This is a genomic window from Streptomyces sp. NPDC048278 (assembly GCF_040652195.1).
In the GTDB taxonomy this organism is placed as follows: domain Bacteria; phylum Actinomycetota; class Actinomycetes; order Streptomycetales; family Streptomycetaceae; genus Streptomyces.
Map to the genome: position 1 here is coordinate 55594 of NZ_JBEZLP010000040.1, position 18371 is coordinate 73964.

Annotated in this window: 17 protein-coding genes and 1 riboswitch; of the genes, 5 read left to right on the forward strand and 12 right to left on the reverse strand. The window is 73.1% G+C overall.

The genetic code is table 11. The annotated features are described in order from the left end of the window. Positions 1-2 precede the first annotated feature (2 nt). The 4 genes from AB0D74_RS42605 to AB0D74_RS42620 all read right to left on the reverse strand — a co-directional run bounded on the left by AB0D74_RS42605 (position 3) and on the right by AB0D74_RS42620 (position 4508). On the reverse strand, positions 3-1049 hold the full coding sequence (locus AB0D74_RS42605) for an ABC transporter permease (RefSeq protein WP_362599471.1): 1047 nt from the start codon (positions 1047-1049) through the stop codon (positions 3-5). A 46-nt stretch (positions 1050-1095) separates the two neighbouring features. Beyond that, a complete protein-coding gene (locus AB0D74_RS42610; RefSeq protein WP_362599473.1) occupies positions 1096-2676 on the reverse strand; it encodes an ABC transporter substrate-binding protein in 1581 nt (526 codons plus the stop codon). Between the two features lie 435 nt (positions 2677-3111). Further along, positions 3112-4077 carry a DsbA family protein gene (locus AB0D74_RS42615; RefSeq protein WP_362599475.1) on the reverse strand — a complete coding sequence of 322 codons (966 nt, stop codon included), beginning with the start codon at positions 4075-4077 and terminating at the stop codon, positions 3112-3114. Continuing rightward, positions 4074-4508 (reverse strand): Rrf2 family transcriptional regulator, encoded by a 435-nt coding sequence (locus tag AB0D74_RS42620; protein ID WP_362599477.1) that lies wholly within the window; start codon positions 4506-4508, stop codon positions 4074-4076. Before AB0D74_RS42620 ends, AB0D74_RS42615 begins: the two co-directional genes overlap by 4 nt. A gap of 138 nt (positions 4509-4646) precedes the next feature. Between AB0D74_RS42620 and AB0D74_RS42625 the strand changes: the two genes are divergently transcribed. Continuing rightward, positions 4647-5153, forward strand: coding sequence for a cupin domain-containing protein (locus tag AB0D74_RS42625; protein WP_362599479.1), 507 nt, complete (start codon positions 4647-4649; stop codon positions 5151-5153). A gap of 114 nt (positions 5154-5267) precedes the next feature. Here AB0D74_RS42625 and AB0D74_RS42630 read toward each other — a convergent pair whose 3' ends face one another. The 6 genes from AB0D74_RS42630 to AB0D74_RS42655 form a co-directional block, all read right to left on the reverse strand. Next, positions 5268-6308: an LLM class flavin-dependent oxidoreductase gene (locus AB0D74_RS42630; RefSeq protein ID WP_362599481.1), complete on the reverse strand. Its 1041-nt coding sequence runs from the start codon at positions 6306-6308 to the stop codon at positions 5268-5270. Next, positions 6305-8017 (reverse strand): ABC transporter ATP-binding protein, encoded by a 1713-nt coding sequence (locus AB0D74_RS42635; protein WP_362599483.1) that lies wholly within the window; start codon positions 8015-8017, stop codon positions 6305-6307. The genes AB0D74_RS42630 and AB0D74_RS42635 overlap by 4 nt, the downstream gene beginning before the upstream one ends. After that, positions 8014-8940 carry an ABC transporter permease gene (locus AB0D74_RS42640; RefSeq protein WP_362599485.1) on the reverse strand — a complete coding sequence of 309 codons (927 nt, stop codon included), beginning with the start codon at positions 8938-8940 and terminating at the stop codon, positions 8014-8016. The genes AB0D74_RS42635 and AB0D74_RS42640 overlap by 4 nt, the downstream gene beginning before the upstream one ends. Further along, complete coding sequence (locus AB0D74_RS42645; protein ID WP_362599487.1) at positions 8937-9896, reverse strand: ABC transporter permease; 960 nt, start codon at positions 9894-9896, stop codon at positions 8937-8939. The genes AB0D74_RS42640 and AB0D74_RS42645 overlap by 4 nt, the downstream gene beginning before the upstream one ends. Before the next feature lie 3 nt (positions 9897-9899). Further along, positions 9900-11525: an ABC transporter substrate-binding protein gene (locus AB0D74_RS42650; protein WP_362599489.1), complete on the reverse strand. Its 1626-nt coding sequence runs from the start codon at positions 11523-11525 to the stop codon at positions 9900-9902. Between the two features lie 220 nt (positions 11526-11745). Next, the gene (locus AB0D74_RS42655) at positions 11746-11862 is read right to left on the reverse strand and encodes a putative leader peptide (protein WP_362599491.1); all 117 of its coding nucleotides are present in this window, start codon (positions 11860-11862) and stop codon (positions 11746-11748) included. A gap of 34 nt (positions 11863-11896) precedes the next feature. Further along, positions 11897-12010: riboswitch (SAM riboswitch) on the reverse strand. A gap of 477 nt (positions 12011-12487) precedes the next feature. Between AB0D74_RS42655 and AB0D74_RS42660 the strand changes: the two genes are divergently transcribed. Next, complete coding sequence (locus AB0D74_RS42660; protein ID WP_362599493.1) at positions 12488-13303, forward strand: DUF427 domain-containing protein; 816 nt, start codon at positions 12488-12490, stop codon at positions 13301-13303. Between the two features lie 69 nt (positions 13304-13372). Here the strand turns inward: AB0D74_RS42660 and AB0D74_RS42665 are convergent, their stop codons facing one another. Both AB0D74_RS42665 and AB0D74_RS42670 read right to left on the reverse strand, forming a co-directional pair. Next, positions 13373-13744: a MerR family transcriptional regulator gene (locus AB0D74_RS42665; protein WP_362599495.1), complete on the reverse strand. Its 372-nt coding sequence runs from the start codon at positions 13742-13744 to the stop codon at positions 13373-13375. Between the two features lie 48 nt (positions 13745-13792). After that, positions 13793-14827, reverse strand: coding sequence for an NADP-dependent oxidoreductase (locus AB0D74_RS42670; RefSeq protein ID WP_362599497.1), 1035 nt, complete (start codon positions 14825-14827; stop codon positions 13793-13795). Positions 14828-15102: 275 nt separating this feature from the next. Here AB0D74_RS42670 and AB0D74_RS42675 point away from each other — a divergent pair, with 275 nt between their 5' ends. From AB0D74_RS42675 to AB0D74_RS42685, 3 genes are all read left to right on the forward strand, one after another. Continuing rightward, entirely contained in the window at positions 15103-15882 is a 780-nt protein-coding gene (locus tag AB0D74_RS42675) for a hydroxyethylthiazole kinase (RefSeq protein WP_362599499.1), read from the forward strand. A 46-nt stretch (positions 15883-15928) separates the two neighbouring features. Next, positions 15929-17314, forward strand: coding sequence for an LLM class flavin-dependent oxidoreductase (locus AB0D74_RS42680; protein ID WP_362599501.1), 1386 nt, complete (start codon positions 15929-15931; stop codon positions 17312-17314). 200 nt (positions 17315-17514) lie between these two features. Further along, positions 17515-18342, forward strand: a complete 828-nt coding sequence (locus AB0D74_RS42685) for a rhodanese-like domain-containing protein (protein ID WP_362599503.1) — start codon at positions 17515-17517, stop codon at positions 18340-18342. Positions 18343-18371 lie beyond the last annotated feature (29 nt).

The following is an 18371-nucleotide window of genomic DNA, read 5'->3' on the forward strand; positions in this document are numbered from 1 at the left end:
GGTCACACCCCCCGCCCGGCGGCCGGGGTCACCCGGGCCAGCACCAGGTTGACGACCAGGTTGAAGGTGACGACCAGGACGATCGACACCACCAGGACGCCCTGCACGGCGGGCACGTCCCCGGCCTGCGCGGAGTCGTTGGCGAACCGGCCGAAGCCCTGCAGGCCGAAGATCCACTCGGTGACCACGGAGGCACCGACCAGCGCGGGGAACTTCAGCCCGAGGGTGGCCAGCGCCGGTCCGAGACCGTTGCGCAGTACGTGCCCGAAGAAGATCCGACGGGGGCTCAGCCCGCGGACGACCGCCCCGGTCACGTAGTTCTCGCCGTACGCGGCGACCAGGCTGGTGCGCAGCTGGCGGGCGACGTCGGCGACCACGTCGAAGCTCAACGCCACGGCGGGCAGGGTGATGTGGGCGAGCCACGGGCCGACACCCTCGGCGGCCGGGATGTACCCGGCCGACGGGAACAGGTGCAGTCCGACCGCGAGGACCGCGACCAGCACGATGCCCACGACGAACGCGGGCATCACCGAGATCACCGTGACGAACCCGGTGATCACGCGGTCGACCCAGGTGGTGCGGCGCAGCGCGGCGACGGTGCCCAGGGCGAAGCCCGCGACCACGCCGATGACGAGGGCGAAGACCGCCACGGACAGGCTCACGCCGAGCCCGAGGCCGATGAGGGTGGAGATGTCGGCGCCGTTGACCCAGCTGGTGCCGAGCTGTCCGTGCAGGACGCCGGTGAGCCAGTCCCAGTACTGCACCAGGAAGGGCCGGTCCAGTCCCCACTGGGCCTCGATCCGGGCGATCGCCTCGGGAGTCGCGTCCTCGCCCAGCTGGATGCGCGCCGGGCTGAGCCCGCTCAGCGACCGCAGCGCGAAGGTCACGAAGGTCGCGACCAGGAAGACGGGTACGAAGATCGCGACGGACCGGGCGAGGGTGGCCAGGATCCTGGCCGACGCGCGCCGGATCCTGACCGTGGCGCCCCGGTGACGCGGTACCGGTACGGCGGGCGCGCTCGGCACGGCCGGCGCGTCGGTCGTCGTCATCGTGCTGCCCCCTCTCTTCTCGGTGTCTCTCTGCGGTGGACGGCGGTCAGTCGGAGCCGGAGACGGTCACTCCGGTCCAGTCGATGTGGGCCGGGTTCTTCGGCAGGTCGGAGATCGACCTGCTCTTGGCGAAGAGGTTCGGCGAGGAGTAGGTGAAGACCAGCGCCTTGCTCTTCAGACCGGCTCTGGTCGCCGCCTGGAGCACCTGGGCGTAGTCGGCCGCGTCCAGCGGGGTCTGGCGCACCTTGGCGACGGCGGCCTCGAACCCGGCGGGCTCGTAGGGCGAGCTGAGGTTCAGCGGGCCGTTCGGGCCGAAGTGCGCGGTCAGCGTCTGGAGCGCGGAGTCCCGGCCGGTGGTGCCGTACACGGAGAACGTCAGGTCCTTGGCGAAGAACGGGGTGGCCCAGTTCTTGTCGATCTTGATGGTGACGGTGATGCCGACCTTCGCCAGTTGCGACTGCACGATCTCGGCCTGCGGGTCCTCCGCCGGGATGACCAGGTTCAGCTTGATGTCCCCGGACTTGTAACCCGCCTCGGCCAGCAGCTTCTTCGCCTTCGCCGGGTCGTAGGGATAGGCGTTGGCCGACTTCGGGTCGTAGGCGACGTATCCCTTGGGGAAGGGCTGGTCGGTGGCCTCGCCGTAGCCGAAGGTCAGCTTGTCCACGAACTCCTGGCGGTGGACGGCGTAGCGGACCGCGTCGACGACCTTGTCGTTGTCGAAGGGCGCCTTGTTGGTGTTCAGGCTGATGTTGGAGGCGTTGAACCCGGGCTGTACGAAGACGTCGAGGCCGGCCTTCTTCGCGGCGTCCGCCTGACTGGGCGCGATGTCCGCGAAGTTGTAGACGCCGGTCTGCAGTCCGGAGACGACGGTCGACGCGTCGGGCGCGGAGGTCAGCTCGACGTGGTCGATGTGGATGTTCTTCGCGTCCCAGTAGTCCGGGTTCTTCCTGAGGACCACCTTCGTGCCGGGCACCAGCTGGGTGACGACGAACGGGCCCGCGCCGACCGGGTTCTGGTCCAGCTTCGTCGGGGACGCGGCGGCCTTGGGGCTGGCGATCTGCAGCACGCGCTCGCCCAGCAGCTGCGGGATCTGGTAGTCGACCTGGGTGAGGTGGACGACCGCGTCCAGCCCCTCGGCGTCGACGGACCTGATGGAGGTCAGGTCGCCGAACAGGGCGGAGTTCTTCTGCTTCTTGGCCCGCTCGACGGCATCCTTCACGGCCGTCGCATCGACCGGTGTGCCGTCGCTGAACTTCAGCCCGGGGCGCAGGTGGAAGGTGATCTCGTCGCCCTTGCTGTTGTAGTCCCAGCTCTCGGCGAGGTCGGGAACGGCGTTGCCCTTCTCGTCGGTGCGGGTCAACGAGGCGTAGACCAGGGAGAGTTCACGGAACTGGGCGCCGCTGCCGGAGACCACCGGGTCCCAGTGGGCGGGGAAGTAGGAGGAAGCCCACTTCAGGGTGGCGGCCCCGCCGGACGCGGTGGACGACCCGCCGGCGCAGGCGCCGAGGGAGGGGACGAGCACGGCGGCGAGGACGGTGCCGAGGGCGGTGGCCCGCAGCCGGCCGACGGGCCGGAGGGCGCGGCGGGCGGCCGGTCTGGGGCGTGCGGGGGTGAGGCGTGTGGACATGGCTGTCTCTCTGCTACGGCCCCGGTCCGCATCGCGGAGGCGACCGGGGGAGGGGAAAAGGCGTCGGGCGGCGATCCGGGGCCGCGCCGCAACGGGCCTGCCACGACAGGGACATCCGGGTCTGTCGGGGCGCAGGGGTGTGCGGCGGCGGGCCGGGCGCAGAAGACGTCGCGGCGCTAGGAGGGGGGCGCGCAGAGCGGTCGGGTCCGGCGGAACGAGGGAGGGCCGGTACCGGTGGCTGCGGTCAGGCGCCTGCGGGGCGAGGGCGGCAGGCGGTCAGCGACAGAGGGCGCTGCAGGTGCGCCGCAGATCCACATAGCGGCACACCACACCGGGGTGGGTCGTGTGCATGTCCAACATCGTGGGGGCCGCGGGGTGCGGCTGTCAATGGACACCAATTGGTGTCTCATTCGGTGGACGGAGCTCCACCGCCGGTCACGGCGCCGGCCGGGTGGCGGGGTGGGTGCCGGCCTCCTCCGGGTCCAGCCACAGCGGCCCGCCCGCGGTCTCCACCCGGACGGCGTCCGGCGGCGGCCACGCGCCCCGCGTCAGCAGCGCGCGCTCCGGCTCGGTCAGGCTGCGGTACCGGGCCAGTGCCGCTGCTCCGGACAGTGGTTGAGGGGCCGTCGGCAGACCCGGGCAGAAGGCGCCGACGGCGGTGGCGTACACCTCGTACGGCCGCCACCCCGGCACCACCCGCCGGTCCCCGGCCCCGCACACGACGAGCGTCGGCAGCGCGTACCGGTGCCCGCCGTCGGGCGTCTCCTTGGCGGTCCCGGGATGCGGCGAACCCCCCGGCACGGACAGCGCGCCGGACGGCTTGCCGGACGACGTGCCGGACGGCGCATCGGAGAGCGCGTCGGGCAGTACTTCGGCCACCGGCCGGCGCGCCTCCGCATGGTCCGCGCGCACCCCGTCCAGTACGGCCGTGGAGGCGGCGTCGGCCGCCAGCCGCCGTGTGTCGAGCCCGGGTACGCCGGTGGCCGCGTCCAGCGCCGCCCCGAGGGTGTCGGCCGGCTCGCCGAGCACGAAGACGGACTCCCGCAGCCGTCGCAGCACCCGGTCGGCCACCTCGGGCCCCTGGAGCTCGGCCGCCTTCGCGACCAGTGAGGAAGGCCAGGAACTCGCGGCCACCCGGCTCAGCCGGAGCGCCCGAGGGGCATGGGTGTGACCGGCGATGCCTTCGACGTAGCGGGCGTACCAGGCGGTCTCGGCCGCCGGATCGGGGGCCGGGTCGTCGGCGTGGTCGAAGAGGATGCAGAACACCCGGCGCCACCGGACCCGGCCGGCCAGCGCCGTGCGCAGCCCGCGGAAGACGGGCTCCGAACCCCAGGCCCAGGGACACAACGGGTCGGTGTACTCGACGACTTCGACCGGCGGCACGGCCTGACCGCCCGTCACGCGGCGCCCTGGGCGGCCGGCCGCCCCGCCGGCTCCGACAGCAGCAGCCCGGCGATGGTGACCCCGGCCAGCACGGCGGTGGCCTCCTCCTCGATCCGCCGCCACACGTCCGGCAGGCCGAGGGCGGGCCCCGGGTAGTCCAGCCCGGCCAGCGGCTCGCCGCGCAGGGTGATCACCTCGCCGTCCACGGCCCGGGCGACGTCCAGCAGGCTTATCTCGGCGGCCGGCCGGCCCAGCCAGTACCCGCCCTCGCAGCCGCGCTGGCTGCGGACCAGACCGGCCCGGCGCAACTCGCCCACCACGGACTTGAGGAACCGGAACGGGATGTCCTGCGAGGAGGCGACCGCCTCACAGGTCAGCGGGCGGTCCGGCTGTCGGGCGAGCTCCAGCAGAGCGCGGGCGGCGTAGTCCGCCTTGGCGGAGATGTACATGCCCCCATCATGCCGGACCCGCGCTGTCCGAAGGGGGGTCTCCGCGCCCCCGGTTCCTTCATTGCGGCAACATTGCCGCAGGTGAACCGCAAAGGACACCTCTTGACATCCTTTCCGGCGCGGTCCTAGCGTCCGGCTATGAGCGAGTCGCTGACGACCCCCGGTGAAGGCTTCCACCCCCATCTCCACGACACCCAGGACCGCCCGGCGACGCCCCTGCGCACCCGGCTGCACCACATCCGCGCCGACGCCCTGGACGGCGACACCGCGCAGTCCGGCGGCATGCGCAGGTTCGCCGCGGTCAGCGGACGGACCGTCGGCTCCGAGAAGCTCTGGATGGGCCAGACCCACGTCGCCCCCGCGACCGCCAGCTCCGACCACCACCACGGCGAGTCCGAGACCGCGATCTACATCGTGAGCGGCCACCCCGAGTTCGTCTTCCTGGACGACACCGGCGAGCGGCCCGAGGAGGTGCGGTTGCGCACCTCGCCGGGCGACTACATCTTCGTCCCCCCCTTCGTCCCGCACCGCGAGGAGAACCCGGACCCCGCCGAGGAGGCCGTGGTCGTCATCGCCCGCTCCACCCAGGAGGCGATCGTGGTCAACCTGCCCGGCCTGTACGCGCTTCCGGCCGACGGCGAGTGACGAGCCGGGCCCGTCCCGCTCCGGCCCGGACACGGCCGGGCCCGCTCACGGCAGTGCGAACCGGTGCCACGGGGAGGCCGGCCGGCGGCGGCAGCCACCGCGCGGTCGACGTCCTCAGCGAGCCGCACCCGGAACCGCCGGCGTGACGGGCCGCCAGCCCAGCTCGGGGGCGACGAGGTGCCGTATGTCGTGGAGGATCTGCTCGTACTCCTCGCGCCGGAACTCGTAGGGCAGTTCCAGGCGCAGTTCGCCGACCCCGGCGAGCACCGGGTCGGCGGTCAGCCGCTCCAGGATCTGCTCGGCGGTGCCGACGACGTCCGGGGCGAACAGGACGCGCTTCGGGCCCTGGGGCGCGAGGGTGCGCTCGTGGCGGCTCGCCGCGTAGGCCCGGTAACGGGCGCGGGTGGCCGCGTCGGCGCTGTCGAGGGGTACGACCACCCGGCCCACGGCCACGCGCGGCGTCCGGCCCGGCGGCAGCGCGCGCCGGTACTCCGCCAGCAGGTTGAGCTGGGCCGCGGTGAAGTCGCCGGTGCCCTCGCCGGTGACGATGTTCCCGGACAGCAGACCGAGGCCCTGCCCGGCGGCCCAGCGGACCGAACGCAGGCTGCCGCCGCCGTACCAGATGCGCCGCGCCAGAGCGGGGTTGTGCGGTTGCAGGCGGGGGCGCTGGACGTTTCCCGGCGAGCGGATGACGGTGTCCGGGCCGCCCAGGTAACCGCCGCGCAGGTTCTCCACGAGCCGGGCGATCCTCCCGTACGACAGGTCGAAGCCGCGCCAGTCCCCGTCGTACACCAGGTCCCCGAGCAGGTCGGCGTGCGGCATGCCGGTGCTGAAACCGATCTGCAGCCGCCCCCGGGACAGCACGTCGGCCAGCGCCAGGTCCTCGGCGAGCCGGAACGGGCTCTCGTAGCCGATGGGGATGACCGCGGTACCGAGCTCGATCCGCTCGGTGCGCTGGCCCGCCGCCGCGAGGAACACGGCCGCCGAGCCCACGCCGTGTTCGAGGTGGCGCTGCCGGATCCAGGCGCCGTCGTAGCCGAGCCGCTCGCCGTACTCGAACAGCCGGAGGGTCTCCTCCAGGCCCGGGTAGGGGTCGTCGTCCGCGAAATTGCCGGGCGTGAGAAAGGCCAGAGAGGTGAGGGCGGGAGTGCTCATGCTGATCCTTGACCGGTGGTGGCCGTCGTGGCGGGGGAGGGGACGCGGCTGCCGGGGATGGCCGCCAGCAGTGCGCGGGTGTACGCGTGGCGGGGCTCGGAGAACAGCTCCTCCGGCGGGCCCGTCTCGACGATCCGTCCCGCCCGCATGACGGCGACCTGGTGCGCGATCTGCCGTACGACGGCCAGGTCGTGCGAGATGAACAGGTACGCCACCCCGGTGTCCGCCTGCAACTCGGCGAGCAGGTCCAGGACCTGGGCCTGCACGGACACGTCGAGCGCGGAGACGGGTTCGTCGCACACCACGAGGTCGGGGGAGAGGGCGAGGGCGCGGGCGATGGCCACCCGCTGGCGCTGCCCGCCCGACAACTCGGCCGGGCGGCGCTCCAGCGTCCCGGCGGGCAGGGCGACACGGTCGAGGAGTTCCCGGGCACGGTCGAGCCGGGAGGCGCGGTCGCCGACCCTGAACGCCCGCAGCGGCTCGGTGATCACCTCGCCGACGGAGAAGCGCGGGTCGAGCGAGGCGTACGGGTTCTGGTAGACGAGCTGGGCGCGCCGGCGCAGCCGCCTGACCTCGGCGCCCTTGGCGGTGGTGACGTCGGTGCCGTCGAAGAGGACGCGTCCGGAGGTCGCCTCGGCCAGGCGCAGCACCAGCCGGGCGGTGGTGGACTTGCCCGAGCCCGACTCACCGACCAGGGCCAGGGTCTGCCCGCGTCGCAGGGTGAGGCTCACGTCGTCGACCGCGCGCAGGGTGCGGGCCTCGCCGCCTGCCCGCGGCAGCCGGAACTCCTTGACCAGGCTCCGCGCCTCGACCAGGGGAGGCCCCGTTTCGGCCGGATCGGCGGAGACCGGGGTACGGGGACGGGCCGTGGTCAGGCTCGGGGCGTCGGCCAGCAGCCGCCGGGTGTACTCGTGCTGCGGGTCGGCGAGGACGGCACGGGTCTCGCCCGCCTCGACGACCCTGCCCCGCTCCATGACCACCAGGCGCTGCGCCCGGTCGGCGGCCACCCCGAGGTCGTGGGTGACCAGCAGGATCGCGGTGCCCGACGCCTCGGTGAGGTGCTGGAGATGGTCGAGGATGACCCGCTGCACGGTGACGTCCAGCGCACTGGTCGGCTCGTCGGCGATGATGAGCCGGGGCTGCGCCGCGATCGCCACCGCGATCAGGGCGCGTTGCCGCATGCCGCCGGACAGCTCGTGCGGGTACTGCCGGGCCCGGACGGCCGCGTCGGGCAGCCCGGCCCGGTCGAGCACGGCGACCGCCTCGGCCGCCGCCCCGCGCCGGGTCGCCAGGCCGTGGATGCGCAGCACCTCGGCGACCTGTTCGCCGATCCGCTTCACCGGGTTGAGCGAGACCGTCGGATCCTGCGGGACCAGACCGATCCGCGCGCCGCGCACGGTGCGCAGCTCCGCCTCGGAGAGGGCGGCCAGGTCGTGCCGGCCGAAGCGCACCGTGCCGGCGTCGATGGTGCCGTTCGCCGCCAGCAGCCGGGTGACGGCGTGCGCGGTGGTGCTCTTGCCGGAGCCGGACTCGCCGACCACGGCGGTCACCTGTCCGGGCCATACGTCCAGGTCCACGCCGCGTACGGCCGACACCGTGCCGCCCCGGGTGCGGTACGACACGGACAGGCCGCGGATCTCCAGGAGTGGTGCCGTCACATCCTCACCGTTCTTCTCGGGAGCGTCGTTCTCGGGTGCGCCGTCGGTCATCGCTGTCGCCCCCATTCGCCGTCCAGCGCCCGCGCGACGCGGTTGGCGGCCAGCACGGTCGCGGCGATCGCCAGACCGGGCAGCGCGGTCAGCCACCAGGCGTTGGCCAGGTAGTTGCGGCCGTCGGAGATCAGCGTCCCCCACTCCGGGGCGGGCGGCGGCGCACCGTAGCCGAGGAAGCTCAGCGCCGACACGGCCAGGATCGAGGCACCGAAGTCGAGGGTGGCCAGCACGATCACCGGCCCCGCGGCATTGGGCAGCACGTGCCGGCCGAGCACCGAGTACCAGCGGACCCCGCAGGACCGGGACGCCTCCACGAACGCCGCCTGCCGCACCCGCAGCACCTCCGCCCGTGCCACCCGGGCGAACGAGGCGACGCCGGCGATGCCGACCGCGACGGCCACCTTCACCGTCCCGTACCCGAGCGCGGTGACCAGGGCCAGCGACAGGAACAGCGCGGGGATGGCGAGGAGGACGTCGACGAAGCGCATCAGCACGTCGTCCACCCAGCGGCCCACGAACCCGGCGACCGTGCCGAGCAGACCGCCGACCACGAACGCGACCAGGACCGCGATCAGCGTGGCCTTGAGGGAGAGCTGGGCGCCGTGGACCACCCGGGAGAAGACGTCGCGGCCCAGTTCGTCCGTGCCGAACCAGTGACTTCCGCTCGGGCCGCGGAAGTTCTGGGCGGGCACCCCCTGCAACGGGTCCTGCGAGGTGAACAGGTCCGGCCAGAAGGCGGCGAGCACCACCAGCACGAGGACGACGACGGACAGCAGCAGGCCGGGGCGGCGCAGCAGGAAGCGGAGCACCCTGCGGACGCCGGCGGGGCGGCCCGGTTCCGCAGGTGATCCCGGTGCCGCCACCGGCCGGGCGAAGCCGAGGGCGGCCTCGGCCCGGTCGTCGACAAGGCTCTGACTCATGCGAAGCTCGCCCTCCTGTCCGAGGCCACCACGATCCGCGGGTCCAGCAGCGGATAGACGAGGTCGACGAGGAGGTTCGTGGCCACGAAGATCAGCGCCCCGAACACCACCACCCCCTGGACCAGCGGGATGTCCTGCGTGGTCACCGCCGCCGCGGTCACCCGGCCCAGACCGTCACGGGAGAACACCGTCTCCACGACCACCGAACCGGCGATCAGCTGCCCGACCAGCAGGCCGACGACGGTCAGCGCGGGCAGCGAGGCATTGCGCAGCGCGTGCCGCAGATGCACCCGCCACCGGCCGGCCCCCTTGGCCCGCGCGGTCTCCACATAGGCCTGGTCGAGCGCGGTCAGCAGGCTCTTCGCCAGCACCTGGGCGACCTGCGCGCCGGTCGGCACCGCCAGCGTGAGCGCGGGCAGCACCAGCCCCTTCAGCCCGTCGTTGCCGAACGCCGGAAACCAGTGCAGCTTGAACGAGAACGCCTCGACGAGCAGCAGCCCCACCCAGAACGTCGGGACCGACACCCCCAACGGGGGCAGCGACAGCAGCAGTTGGCGCAGCCACCGGCGCGAGGTGTACGTCGCCGCCACCGCGAGCCCGCCGCCGAGGACCACCGCCAGCAGCAGCGCGGCACCGGTCAGCTGGAGCGTCTGCGGCAGCGCGTCGGCGAGCGTGGAGGTCACCGGGCGGCCGGTGGAGACCGCGTCGCCGAAGTCCCCGCGCACCGCCCGGCCCAGATACTCCGCGTACTGCACCAGCACCGGCTTGTCGAAGCCGTACTCGTGCCGCAGCCTGGCGAGTTGGGCCGGATCCGGCTGACCCGAGTCCATCCCGGCCCCGGCCATCGCGGACACCGGGTCACCGGGCAGGAAGTCCAGCACCAGGAACGACACCGTGTACGCCGCCCACAGCACGCCGACCGCCTGGGCCAGCCGTTTGATCACATACCGGCGCATGCGCTAGCCGATCCAGGTGTCGTGCAGCTGGACGCGGCTGCCGGAGTCGAATTCCAGGTCGTGCACCTTCTTCGCGACGCCCAGCTGGGTCTGGAGCTCCACCACCGGCACGTTGTACGCGTTCTGCACGATCAACTGCTGCGCCTGGGCGACCAGTTGCCTGCGCTTCGCGGTGTCCGTGGTGGCGGCCTGCGCGTTCAGCGCCGTGTCCAGCGAACTGGCCGGCAGGTGGTAGAAGTTGCCCAACTGCGAGGAGAACGAGCCGCGCAGGATGTCGGGGTCGGCGCGGGTCACGTTGCCCCACACCACGTCGAAGCCGCCGCCCTGGAGCGTGGTGGCGAACTGCGTGACCGGGAGCTGCTTGAGCACCACGTCGATCCCCACGGCCTTGAGCTGCTGCTGGACCAGCTCCAGCGCGGGCTGGTTGGTGGCCGCGTTGGGGAACCAGGTGATGGTGAGGCTGAGCTTCTTGCCGCCCTTGGCGCGGATGCCGTCGCTTCCGGCCTTCCAGCCTGCCTGATCCAGCAGGGACTTGGCCCTGGCCGCGTCGAAGGCGAGATCGGTGGAGAGGTCGGTGTAGTCGGGCGTGGTGTGCGCCAGCACGCTGGTGGCCGGCCGGGTGCCGGTGGGGAAGACGGTGTCGGCGATCTGCTTGCGGTCGACGGCGGCCAGGATCGCCTGGCGGACCTTCACGTCCTTGAGCAGGGGCCGCGCGTTGTTGAGCCCGAGGCCGAACACCACACCGGGGTTGGCCCGGCTCCGGAGGGCGACCTGGCCGCCCTTGAGCGCCGCCTCGTTGGCCTTGCCGACGCTGCTGATCACGTCCACCTGGCCGGACTGGAGACTGCCGGCCCGCACTCCGGCCTCCGGGACGACCTTGTACACCACCTTGTCCAGGTAGGCCTCGCCCTTCTTCGTCCACAGCGCGGAGCCCCAGTCGTACCCGGTGCGCCTGTCCAGGGTGATCGACTGGTTCTGCACGTACTGCTTCAGCACGAACGGCCCGGACCCGACCACCCCGTCGCTGCACTTCTGCTGCGGGCTCCGCTGCACGCTGGCCGAGGACTCGATGCCCAGCGAGTGGGTCGAAGTGGCCTGGAGGAACTGGGCGTTGGGCTGCTTGAAGGCCACCTTGACGGTGAGCGGGTCGACCACGGTGGTGCTCTTGACGCCGCTCAGGTAACCCTCGGCGAGGGTGCCCAGGGCGCCGAGCTTCGGCACCGCGTCGAAGTTGTCCTTGACCACCTGCGCGGTCAGCTTCGACCCGTCGCTGAAGGTCACCCCCGACCGCAGCCGGAACGTGAACGTCGTCGCGTCGGCGCTGATCTCCCAGCTCCTGGCGAGCCACGGCACGATCTTGCCGGTCTTCGGGTCCTGGTCGGTCAGCGAGTCCACGATCTGGCGCACCGAGTAGATGGTGTCGTTGCTGCCGACCTGCTGCGGATCCACGCAGCCGGAGTCGGAGCCGACCGCGAAGGTCAGGGTGCCGCCGGACTTCGCCTGGCCGCTTCCGCCGCCGGAGCTGTCGTCGCCCGAACCCGAACCGCACGCGGTGAGCAGGACGCTGGTGGTCAGGAGCGCGGCGAGGGGCGCCCATCGGGAGGGTCTGAAATCCGGAAGTGCTGTCACGGACGTGGTTCTCCTACTCGTGTCACCGAGGCACGACCGCGCACGGATGTGCAGGGGCGTGCGGGTGTGTGCGGCCCGGGCGGATCGACTCCGGCCAGGGAAGCGCTGCGCAGACAGGGAACGGGCATGCGGACGCCACCGGGAACCGGTGACGCGGGGGAAGGACGACGCGAAGGAGCCGGAGCCGGTGACGGACGTCAGCCGGCGGCGGCCGGGCGGGTCAGGCCCGACAGAGGCAGCTGGTCGAGCGCTTCAGATCGATGTGGCGCCGGCGCGAGAGCCTGGAGTACGCCGTGGCGTCGGCGGGGGAGGCGACAGGGTCGTGGCGGTGCCGCATACCTGTCCTCCCCTTCTCCGGCCCCGGTCACGGGGCCACGCGCTTGCGGGAGTCGTCGGCGACCCCGCCAGGCTTTCACCTGGAGCACCCCACCGCGCGGGAGGGTTGCCGGTCAGCGAGCCAGGGCTTGACGCTGACACTCAATGCCGTGGGTGATGCTACGGATCGGTTTCGGCGTACGTCAATGCCGCAACCCGACGCCCTCCTCGGGAGGCCGGGGCCGTCTCACGGGCCGGAACGGATGGTGGACGCTGCCGCCCCTTTCGCGCCTGCCTGCGCTCCCGCGCGTCCGTACCCGGAGCCCGCTCGGGAAGGGCCGCATGGTCGTCGACAGCACCGCCCCGGCAGGGGTGTTCGCCGCCCGCAGGGCCCTGGCCGCGCTCGGCGTGGCGCTGTGGCCGTCCCGCACGACACGCCCGGCGTCGGCCACGGCTGCGGTGCCCGCTCCGGCCTCGACCGGCAACCCGCCGAACCCTGGTCACCGGCCGGCCCGCGCATCGACCACCAGGGGGAACGTCCCATTCCTGAGCGCCGGTACGTGCGTTCGAACCCGTCTCGTGTGGGAGCGTGCCCGTGGGAACGCCGAGGACCACTTGCGCGTGAACCAGCCGAAGGAGAGCCGCCCATGAGCACGTTCCCCACCGCACAGGCCGTGCGGACCACTCCGGAGGGGCTCCTGTGGGAACCGAGCGAACGCTGGGTGCGGGGCCGCAAGGGTGACGTCACGGTCGTCGACAGCCGCCACCCCGTCCTCGTCTGGGAACCCGGTGTCCCCGTACCGCTGTACGCGTTCCCGCGCGCGGAGGTGCGCGAGGACCTCCTGCGTCCCGCGAAGAACCCGCCGACCGGCACCCACACCGGCTCGCGGATCTTCTACGACGTCGAGGTCGACGGCGAGCTGCTGGCGAACGCGGCCTGGACCTTCCCGGCCGCCGACCTGGCCGACCACATCGCCTTCGAGTGGTTCCGGCGTGTCGGACGGGGCCTGGACCACTGGTACGAGGAGGAGGAAGAGATCTTCGTCCACCCCCGTGACCCGCACAAGCGGGTGGACGCCGTCCCCAGCAGCCGGCACCTCGTGGTCGAGATCGACGGCACGGTCGTCGCGGACACCCGCCGCCCGGTCCTGCTCTTCGAGACCGGCCTGCCCACCCGCTACTACGTCCCGCGCGAGGACGTCCGCCTCGACCTGCTCGAAGCCACCGACCACCACACCGGCTGCCCGTACAAGGGCACCGCCGAGTACTGGTCGTGGCGCGGCGAGGCCGACGTTCCGCCCGACGTCGTCTGGAGCTACCCGGACCCGCTGCCCGCGGTCGGCGCCGTCCGGGGGCTCTTCGCCTTCTACAACGAGGCCGTCGACATCACCCTCGACGGCGAACGGGTGGCGCGCCCCGTCACCCACTTCACCAAGGCACTCACGGAACAGCAGCGCGCCTGACGGCCGACGCCGCGATATCGACCGCGGGCGTGGACGTCCGGTGCCGGACCCGCGTCCGACGACGCGTTGTCACGGCCGGCCGAAGGTGCGCAGGGCCAGTGCCTCGCGCAGTCGGGTCAGCCGGTCGATCTCGGCGCCGAGGGCCGCGAGCCTGCGGGCGATCACCCCGGAGCCGGGCCGGTCGCCGTCGGGTTGCCCGCATCGACCTGGCGGGACCTCGTCGAGCTGGGCGAGCCGGTCGGCGATGCCGCACAGGTCCTCGACGGTGAGACCGAGCGCCAGCAGCTCACGGACGACCCGGACCCTGGCCACCTCGTCAGGACCGTACTCACGCTGCCCGGCGGGCGTGCGCCGCGGGGGTGGCAGCAGCCCCCGTTCCTCGTAGAACCGCAGTGCCCGCGGGGTCGTCCCCGCCGCTGCCGCCGCATCCCCGATCCGCATGTCAGCCCCCGAGCCTCAGCCTCCGCCGCCGCGACGCACGCCGGCGTGTCACCGTGGCGGCAACTCCACGACGACGGTTCCGAAGTGCCGCCCCTCGAACAGTTCCTGCAACGCCCGAGGGGCCCGGTCGATGCCCCGGATCCGGGTGTACGGGAAGGCGATCTGGCCGGAGCGCAGCCAGCCGCCGAACCGTTCGGTCCACTCCGCTGCCACGTCGGGATGGTCCTGTCCGCTGTATCCGTGCAGCGAGATGCCCTGGCCGACGATGCGGAAGGTGTCGATCTCCGCGGGTGAACTGCCGCCGCCACGGCTCGGCGACAGCTGTCCCGACAGCGCGCCGACCAGGGCGAAGCGGGCGCCCCGGCGCGCGGCGTGCACGGCCGCGGCGAGCTGCTCGCCGCCGACGTTGTCCAGGAGCACGTCGATGCCGTCCGGCGCCGCCGCGGCCAGTTGCCCGCCGAGGGGCCGGGCCCCGGGCACCACGACGGCGTCGTAGCCGAGTTCGGCCCGCAGCCGCTCGGCCTTGGCCGGAGACCGGGTGCTTCCGATGATCCTGCCGGCGCCCAGCAGCCGGGCGATCTGCCCGGCCAGCGTCCCCACGGCTCCGGCCGCTCCGGTGACGAACACCGTGTCGCCGGGGCGGACTCCGGTGAGCCGGGTCAGCGCCCCGTAGGCGGCCGATCCGGACGACAGGTGGGCCACAGGGTCGGGCAGGAGGTCGCCGAGCCGCGTGCAGTCCGCCGCCGCGACGAGCGCGTACTCGCGCCACCCGAGCAGGTGCGTGACCCTGTCCCCCGGCCGCAACGGACCGCCGGGCCCGGCCGCGACGACCTCACCCACCGCGGGTCCGAACAGCGTGTCGCCGGGGCGGATGCCGGGGAGCGGCATGCCGTCGGCCTCGTCGCCGGTCAGCGTGCGCAGCCCGGGAAAGACGAGGAAGTACTGGTTCCGGACGAGGACCTGTCCCGGCCCGGGGCGGGGGACCGGTCCTGGCGTGACCGTGAGGTGCTCGGGCCCGGGCAGTCCGCCGGGTGTGCCGGTCAGCAGGATCTCGCGAGACGTTGAGGGCGGTTCGGCGGCCATGTCGAGGCTCCTGGACGGGTTCGAGGGCGGGCGGGGTCCCGGCAGCCGGACCGGTCGGGCCGCCGGAGCGCAGAACCTAACCCCTGACGCGTACGTCAGGGGCAAGCCGGCCCGTGACGACGTCGCCGCTGGTGGCCTCCGGGTCGGTGAATATTGCAGCTCCGTGAAAAGAGATCCGTGGACGGCGGGATCGCATCGCCGCCTGCATACAGTTGCATGCACTTGACCCCGTCAACCCCGTCGACCCCGTCCGAGAGCCACGGAGACATCCCGCCATGGAAGAACTGACCTGGGAGAGCCCCGAGATACCCGAGGGCATCGCCGCCATCCGGTCCGCCTCGCCCTTCGTCTACGGACTGACCAACTACGTCGCCGCGAACCTGAGCGCCAACGTGCTCCTGGCCGTCGGCGCCGGACCGGCCATCGGTGCCGCGGCCGACTTCCCCACCGTCTTCCCGGCCGGTGCCGGCGGAGTGTGGATCAACACGGCGGCGCTGATCAGCAACCCGGCCGAACCCCTCGTCGACGCGGCCCGCACCGCGCACACGGCCGGAACCCCCTGGGTCCTGGACCCGGTCGCGGTCGGCGCGGGCGCCACCGGGTACGACGCCTTCGTCAAGGCCCTGCTCGACCACCGGCCGACCGTGATCCGCGGCAACGCCAGCGAACTCGTCGCGCTCGCCGGCGGCGACAGCACCGGCAAGGGCGTGGAGACCACCCTCTCCTCCGCGGACGCGACAGGCGCCGTCGAGGAACTCGCCCGGCGGACCGGTGCGGTGGTCGCGGTCAGCGGTCCCACGGACTACCTGACCGACGGCACCCGCACGGTCGCCGTCCCCGGCGGCGACGTCCGGCTGACGCAGGTCACCGGGGCCGGATGCAGCCTCGGCGCGCTGATCGCCGGTGCCCTGGCCGTCGTACCCGACCCGCTCACCGCCGCCGCGGTCGCCCACGTCGCCTTCGCCACCGCGGCCGAACGCGCGGGCGCCCGCACCACCGGCACCGGCTCGTTCGCGGTCGCCCTCCTGGACGAACTGTCCCTGCTGGGCACGTGACGGCGACGCCCCGCACGGAAGTACCGCACGACACCTGGAGCACGCCTTGAGCACCACCCACGAGCCGGCCGCCCCGCGCCTGCACCTGGCCGCCTTCCTCAACGCCGGACCGCAGGGCACCGCCGGCTGGCGCCATCCCGACGCGGGGGACGGGTTCCTCACCGCCGCCCACTACACGCATGTCGCCCGGGTCCTGGAGGACGCCGGATTCGACCTCGCCTTCGTGCCGGACTCCCTCGCGGTGCCCCGGAGCCTCGGCGACTCCTACGCCCCGGCGGTCACCTGGGGCACCGGCACCCCGCGCCTCGACCCGGTCCCCGTCATCACCCTGATGGCCGCCGCCACCCGGCACCTCGGCGTCGCCGCCACCGTCTCGACCGGCTACCAGGAGCCCTTCCACGTCGCCCGTGGCATGGCCACCCTCGACCACCTCCTCGACGGCCGCGCCGGCTGGAACGTGGTCACCAGCTTCCAGGACGCCGAGGCGCAGAACTTCGGCCAGGACCGGCTGCCCGGACGGCAGGCGCGCTACGCCCGCGCCGAGGAGTTCCTCGAAACCACCGCCCGGCTCTGGGACAGCTGGGCCGACGACGCGATCGTCGCCGACAAGGAGAGCGGGGTCTTCGGCCGCCCCGAGGCCGTGGAGCCGGTGGACCACCGGGGCGAACACTTCGCCGTGCGCGGGCCGTTGAGCGTGCCGCGCCCGCCCCAGGGCTACCCGGTGATCATCCAGGCCGGTGCCTCCCCGGCCGGCCGGGACTTCGCCGCCCGCTGGGCCGACGTCGTCTTCTGCAGCCACGAGTCACTGGAGTCGGCCGTCGACTTCTACGCCGACGTCAAGGCCCGCGCCGCCGCCCGGGGCCGCGACCCGGAACAGCTGAAGATCCTCCCCGCCGCGACCACCGTGGTGGGCACCGACCTGCGCGACGCCCTCGCCAAGCACGAGGCGTTCACCGAACTCGTCCACCCCGAGGCCGGGTTGTCCCGGCTCGCCTACCACGTCAACGTCGACCTCACCCGCTACGACCTCGACGGCCCGCTGCCCTCCCTCGACGAGGTCGGCGTCGAGGGGCACTACCGGGAGGTCGTCGAGTTCGCCGAGCGGGAGAAGCTGACCGTCCGCGAGATCGGCCGCTGGTACGGGGCCCGCACCGAGGGCAACATGATCGGCTCCGCCTCGGACATCGCCGACACCATGGAACTGTGGCTGGACAGCGGCGCGGCCGACGGCTTCATGATCCAGGCCACCCATGTACCCACCGCCTTCGAGGAGTTCGCCGCCCACGTCATACCCGAACTGCGCCGCCGCGGTCTCGTACGCACCGGCTACGCGGGCGCCACCCTGCGCGAGAACCTGGGCCTGGCCCGCCCGGCACGCGGCGAGTGGCGCAACCGCGCCGCGTCCACGGCGACGACGGGGGAGCGGCCATGACATCCGGCAGCACACCCGGACGCACATCCGGACGCACATCCGGCAGCAGATCCGGTACGACATCCGGCAGGGCACGGGGCAGGACGTCCGGCACCGCATCCGGGAGGACAACGGGCACCGCATCCGGCAGGACATCGGGCGCCGCATCCGACACGAGCGCCCTCGTCGATGTCGCCCGGCTGCGTGAGCGGCTCGGTGACGTGATCGTCCTGGACGCCACCGTCGACCGGCGCACCGGCCCCGACGGCGGCAAGGTGTTCGTCAGCGGACTCGGCCTCCACACCGAACGCCGCATCCCCGGCGCCCACTTCGCCGACCTGACGGCGGGCTTCTCCGACCCCGCCGCCCCCTTCCCCTTCACCTGCCCGTCCCCGGCCCGGATCGCCGCCCACGCCCGCGACCTCGGCATCCGCGAGGACTCCACCGTCGTCGTCTACGACCGGCTCACCGGCGCCTGGGCCGCCCGCCTGTGGTGGGTGCTGCGCACCGCCGGTATCACCGGCGTCCGCGTCCTCAACGGCGGTCTCGCCGCCTGGGAGGCGGCCGGACTGCCCGTCACCGACGGCCGGGAACCGGCCCCCGCACCCGGGAACGTCGTCGCCCGCCCGGCCGCCGACGGCTTCGTGGACCTGGCGCGCATGAAGCGCATCGCCGACGGCAGCGACCCCACCCCGGCCGTCTGCGCCCTGCGCCGCCCGGAGTACCTCGGCACGCCCGAACACCCCCGTTCCGGGCACATACCGCGCACCACCAGCCTGCCGTACGCCGACCTCCTCGGTCCCGACAACACCCTCTCGCCCGAGCGGACCGCACACCTCGCCGCGGCCCACGGCCTACGCGCCGGCGACGGCACCGTCCTCTACTGCGGCGGCGCGGTCAACGCGGCCGGGCTCGCCCTGGCCCTGCACGAGATCGGCATCGACGACGTGCTGCTGTACGACGGCTCGCTCGCGGAGTGGCGCGCCGACCCGGCGCTGCCGCTGGTCGTGGGACCGGAGGCGGACGCCGGCGGCGAGGGCCCGGGCTGACCGCGGCCCTCGGCATCAGGCATGATCCG

Bases quoted from the DNA above. Each gene is read 5' to 3' on its own strand.
- AB0D74_RS42605 (WP_362599471.1), bottom strand. From the start codon at position 1,049: ATGACGACGACCGACGCGCCGGCCGTGCCGAGCGCGCCCGCCGTACCG.
- AB0D74_RS42610 (WP_362599473.1), bottom strand. From the start codon at position 2,676: ATGTCCACACGCCTCACCCCCGCACGCCCCAGACCGGCCGCCCGCCGC.
- AB0D74_RS42620 (WP_362599477.1), bottom strand. From the start codon at position 4,508: ATGTACATCTCCGCCAAGGCGGACTACGCCGCCCGCGCTCTGCTGGAG.
- AB0D74_RS42625 (WP_362599479.1), top strand. From the start codon at position 4,647: ATGAGCGAGTCGCTGACGACCCCCGGTGAAGGCTTCCACCCCCATCTC.
- AB0D74_RS42630 (WP_362599481.1), bottom strand. From the start codon at position 6,308: ATGAGCACTCCCGCCCTCACCTCTCTGGCCTTTCTCACGCCCGGCAAT.
- AB0D74_RS42635 (WP_362599483.1), bottom strand. From the start codon at position 8,017: ATGACCGACGGCGCACCCGAGAACGACGCTCCCGAGAAGAACGGTGAG.
- AB0D74_RS42640 (WP_362599485.1), bottom strand. From the start codon at position 8,940: ATGAGTCAGAGCCTTGTCGACGACCGGGCCGAGGCCGCCCTCGGCTTC.
- AB0D74_RS42645 (WP_362599487.1), bottom strand. From the start codon at position 9,896: ATGCGCCGGTATGTGATCAAACGGCTGGCCCAGGCGGTCGGCGTGCTG.
- AB0D74_RS42655 (WP_362599491.1), bottom strand. From the start codon at position 11,862: ATGCGGCACCGCCACGACCCTGTCGCCTCCCCCGCCGACGCCACGGCG.
- AB0D74_RS42660 (WP_362599493.1), top strand. From the start codon at position 12,488: ATGAGCACGTTCCCCACCGCACAGGCCGTGCGGACCACTCCGGAGGGG.
- AB0D74_RS42665 (WP_362599495.1), bottom strand. From the start codon at position 13,744: ATGCGGATCGGGGATGCGGCGGCAGCGGCGGGGACGACCCCGCGGGCA.
- AB0D74_RS42670 (WP_362599497.1), bottom strand. From the start codon at position 14,827: ATGGCCGCCGAACCGCCCTCAACGTCTCGCGAGATCCTGCTGACCGGC.
- AB0D74_RS42675 (WP_362599499.1), top strand. From the start codon at position 15,103: ATGGAAGAACTGACCTGGGAGAGCCCCGAGATACCCGAGGGCATCGCC.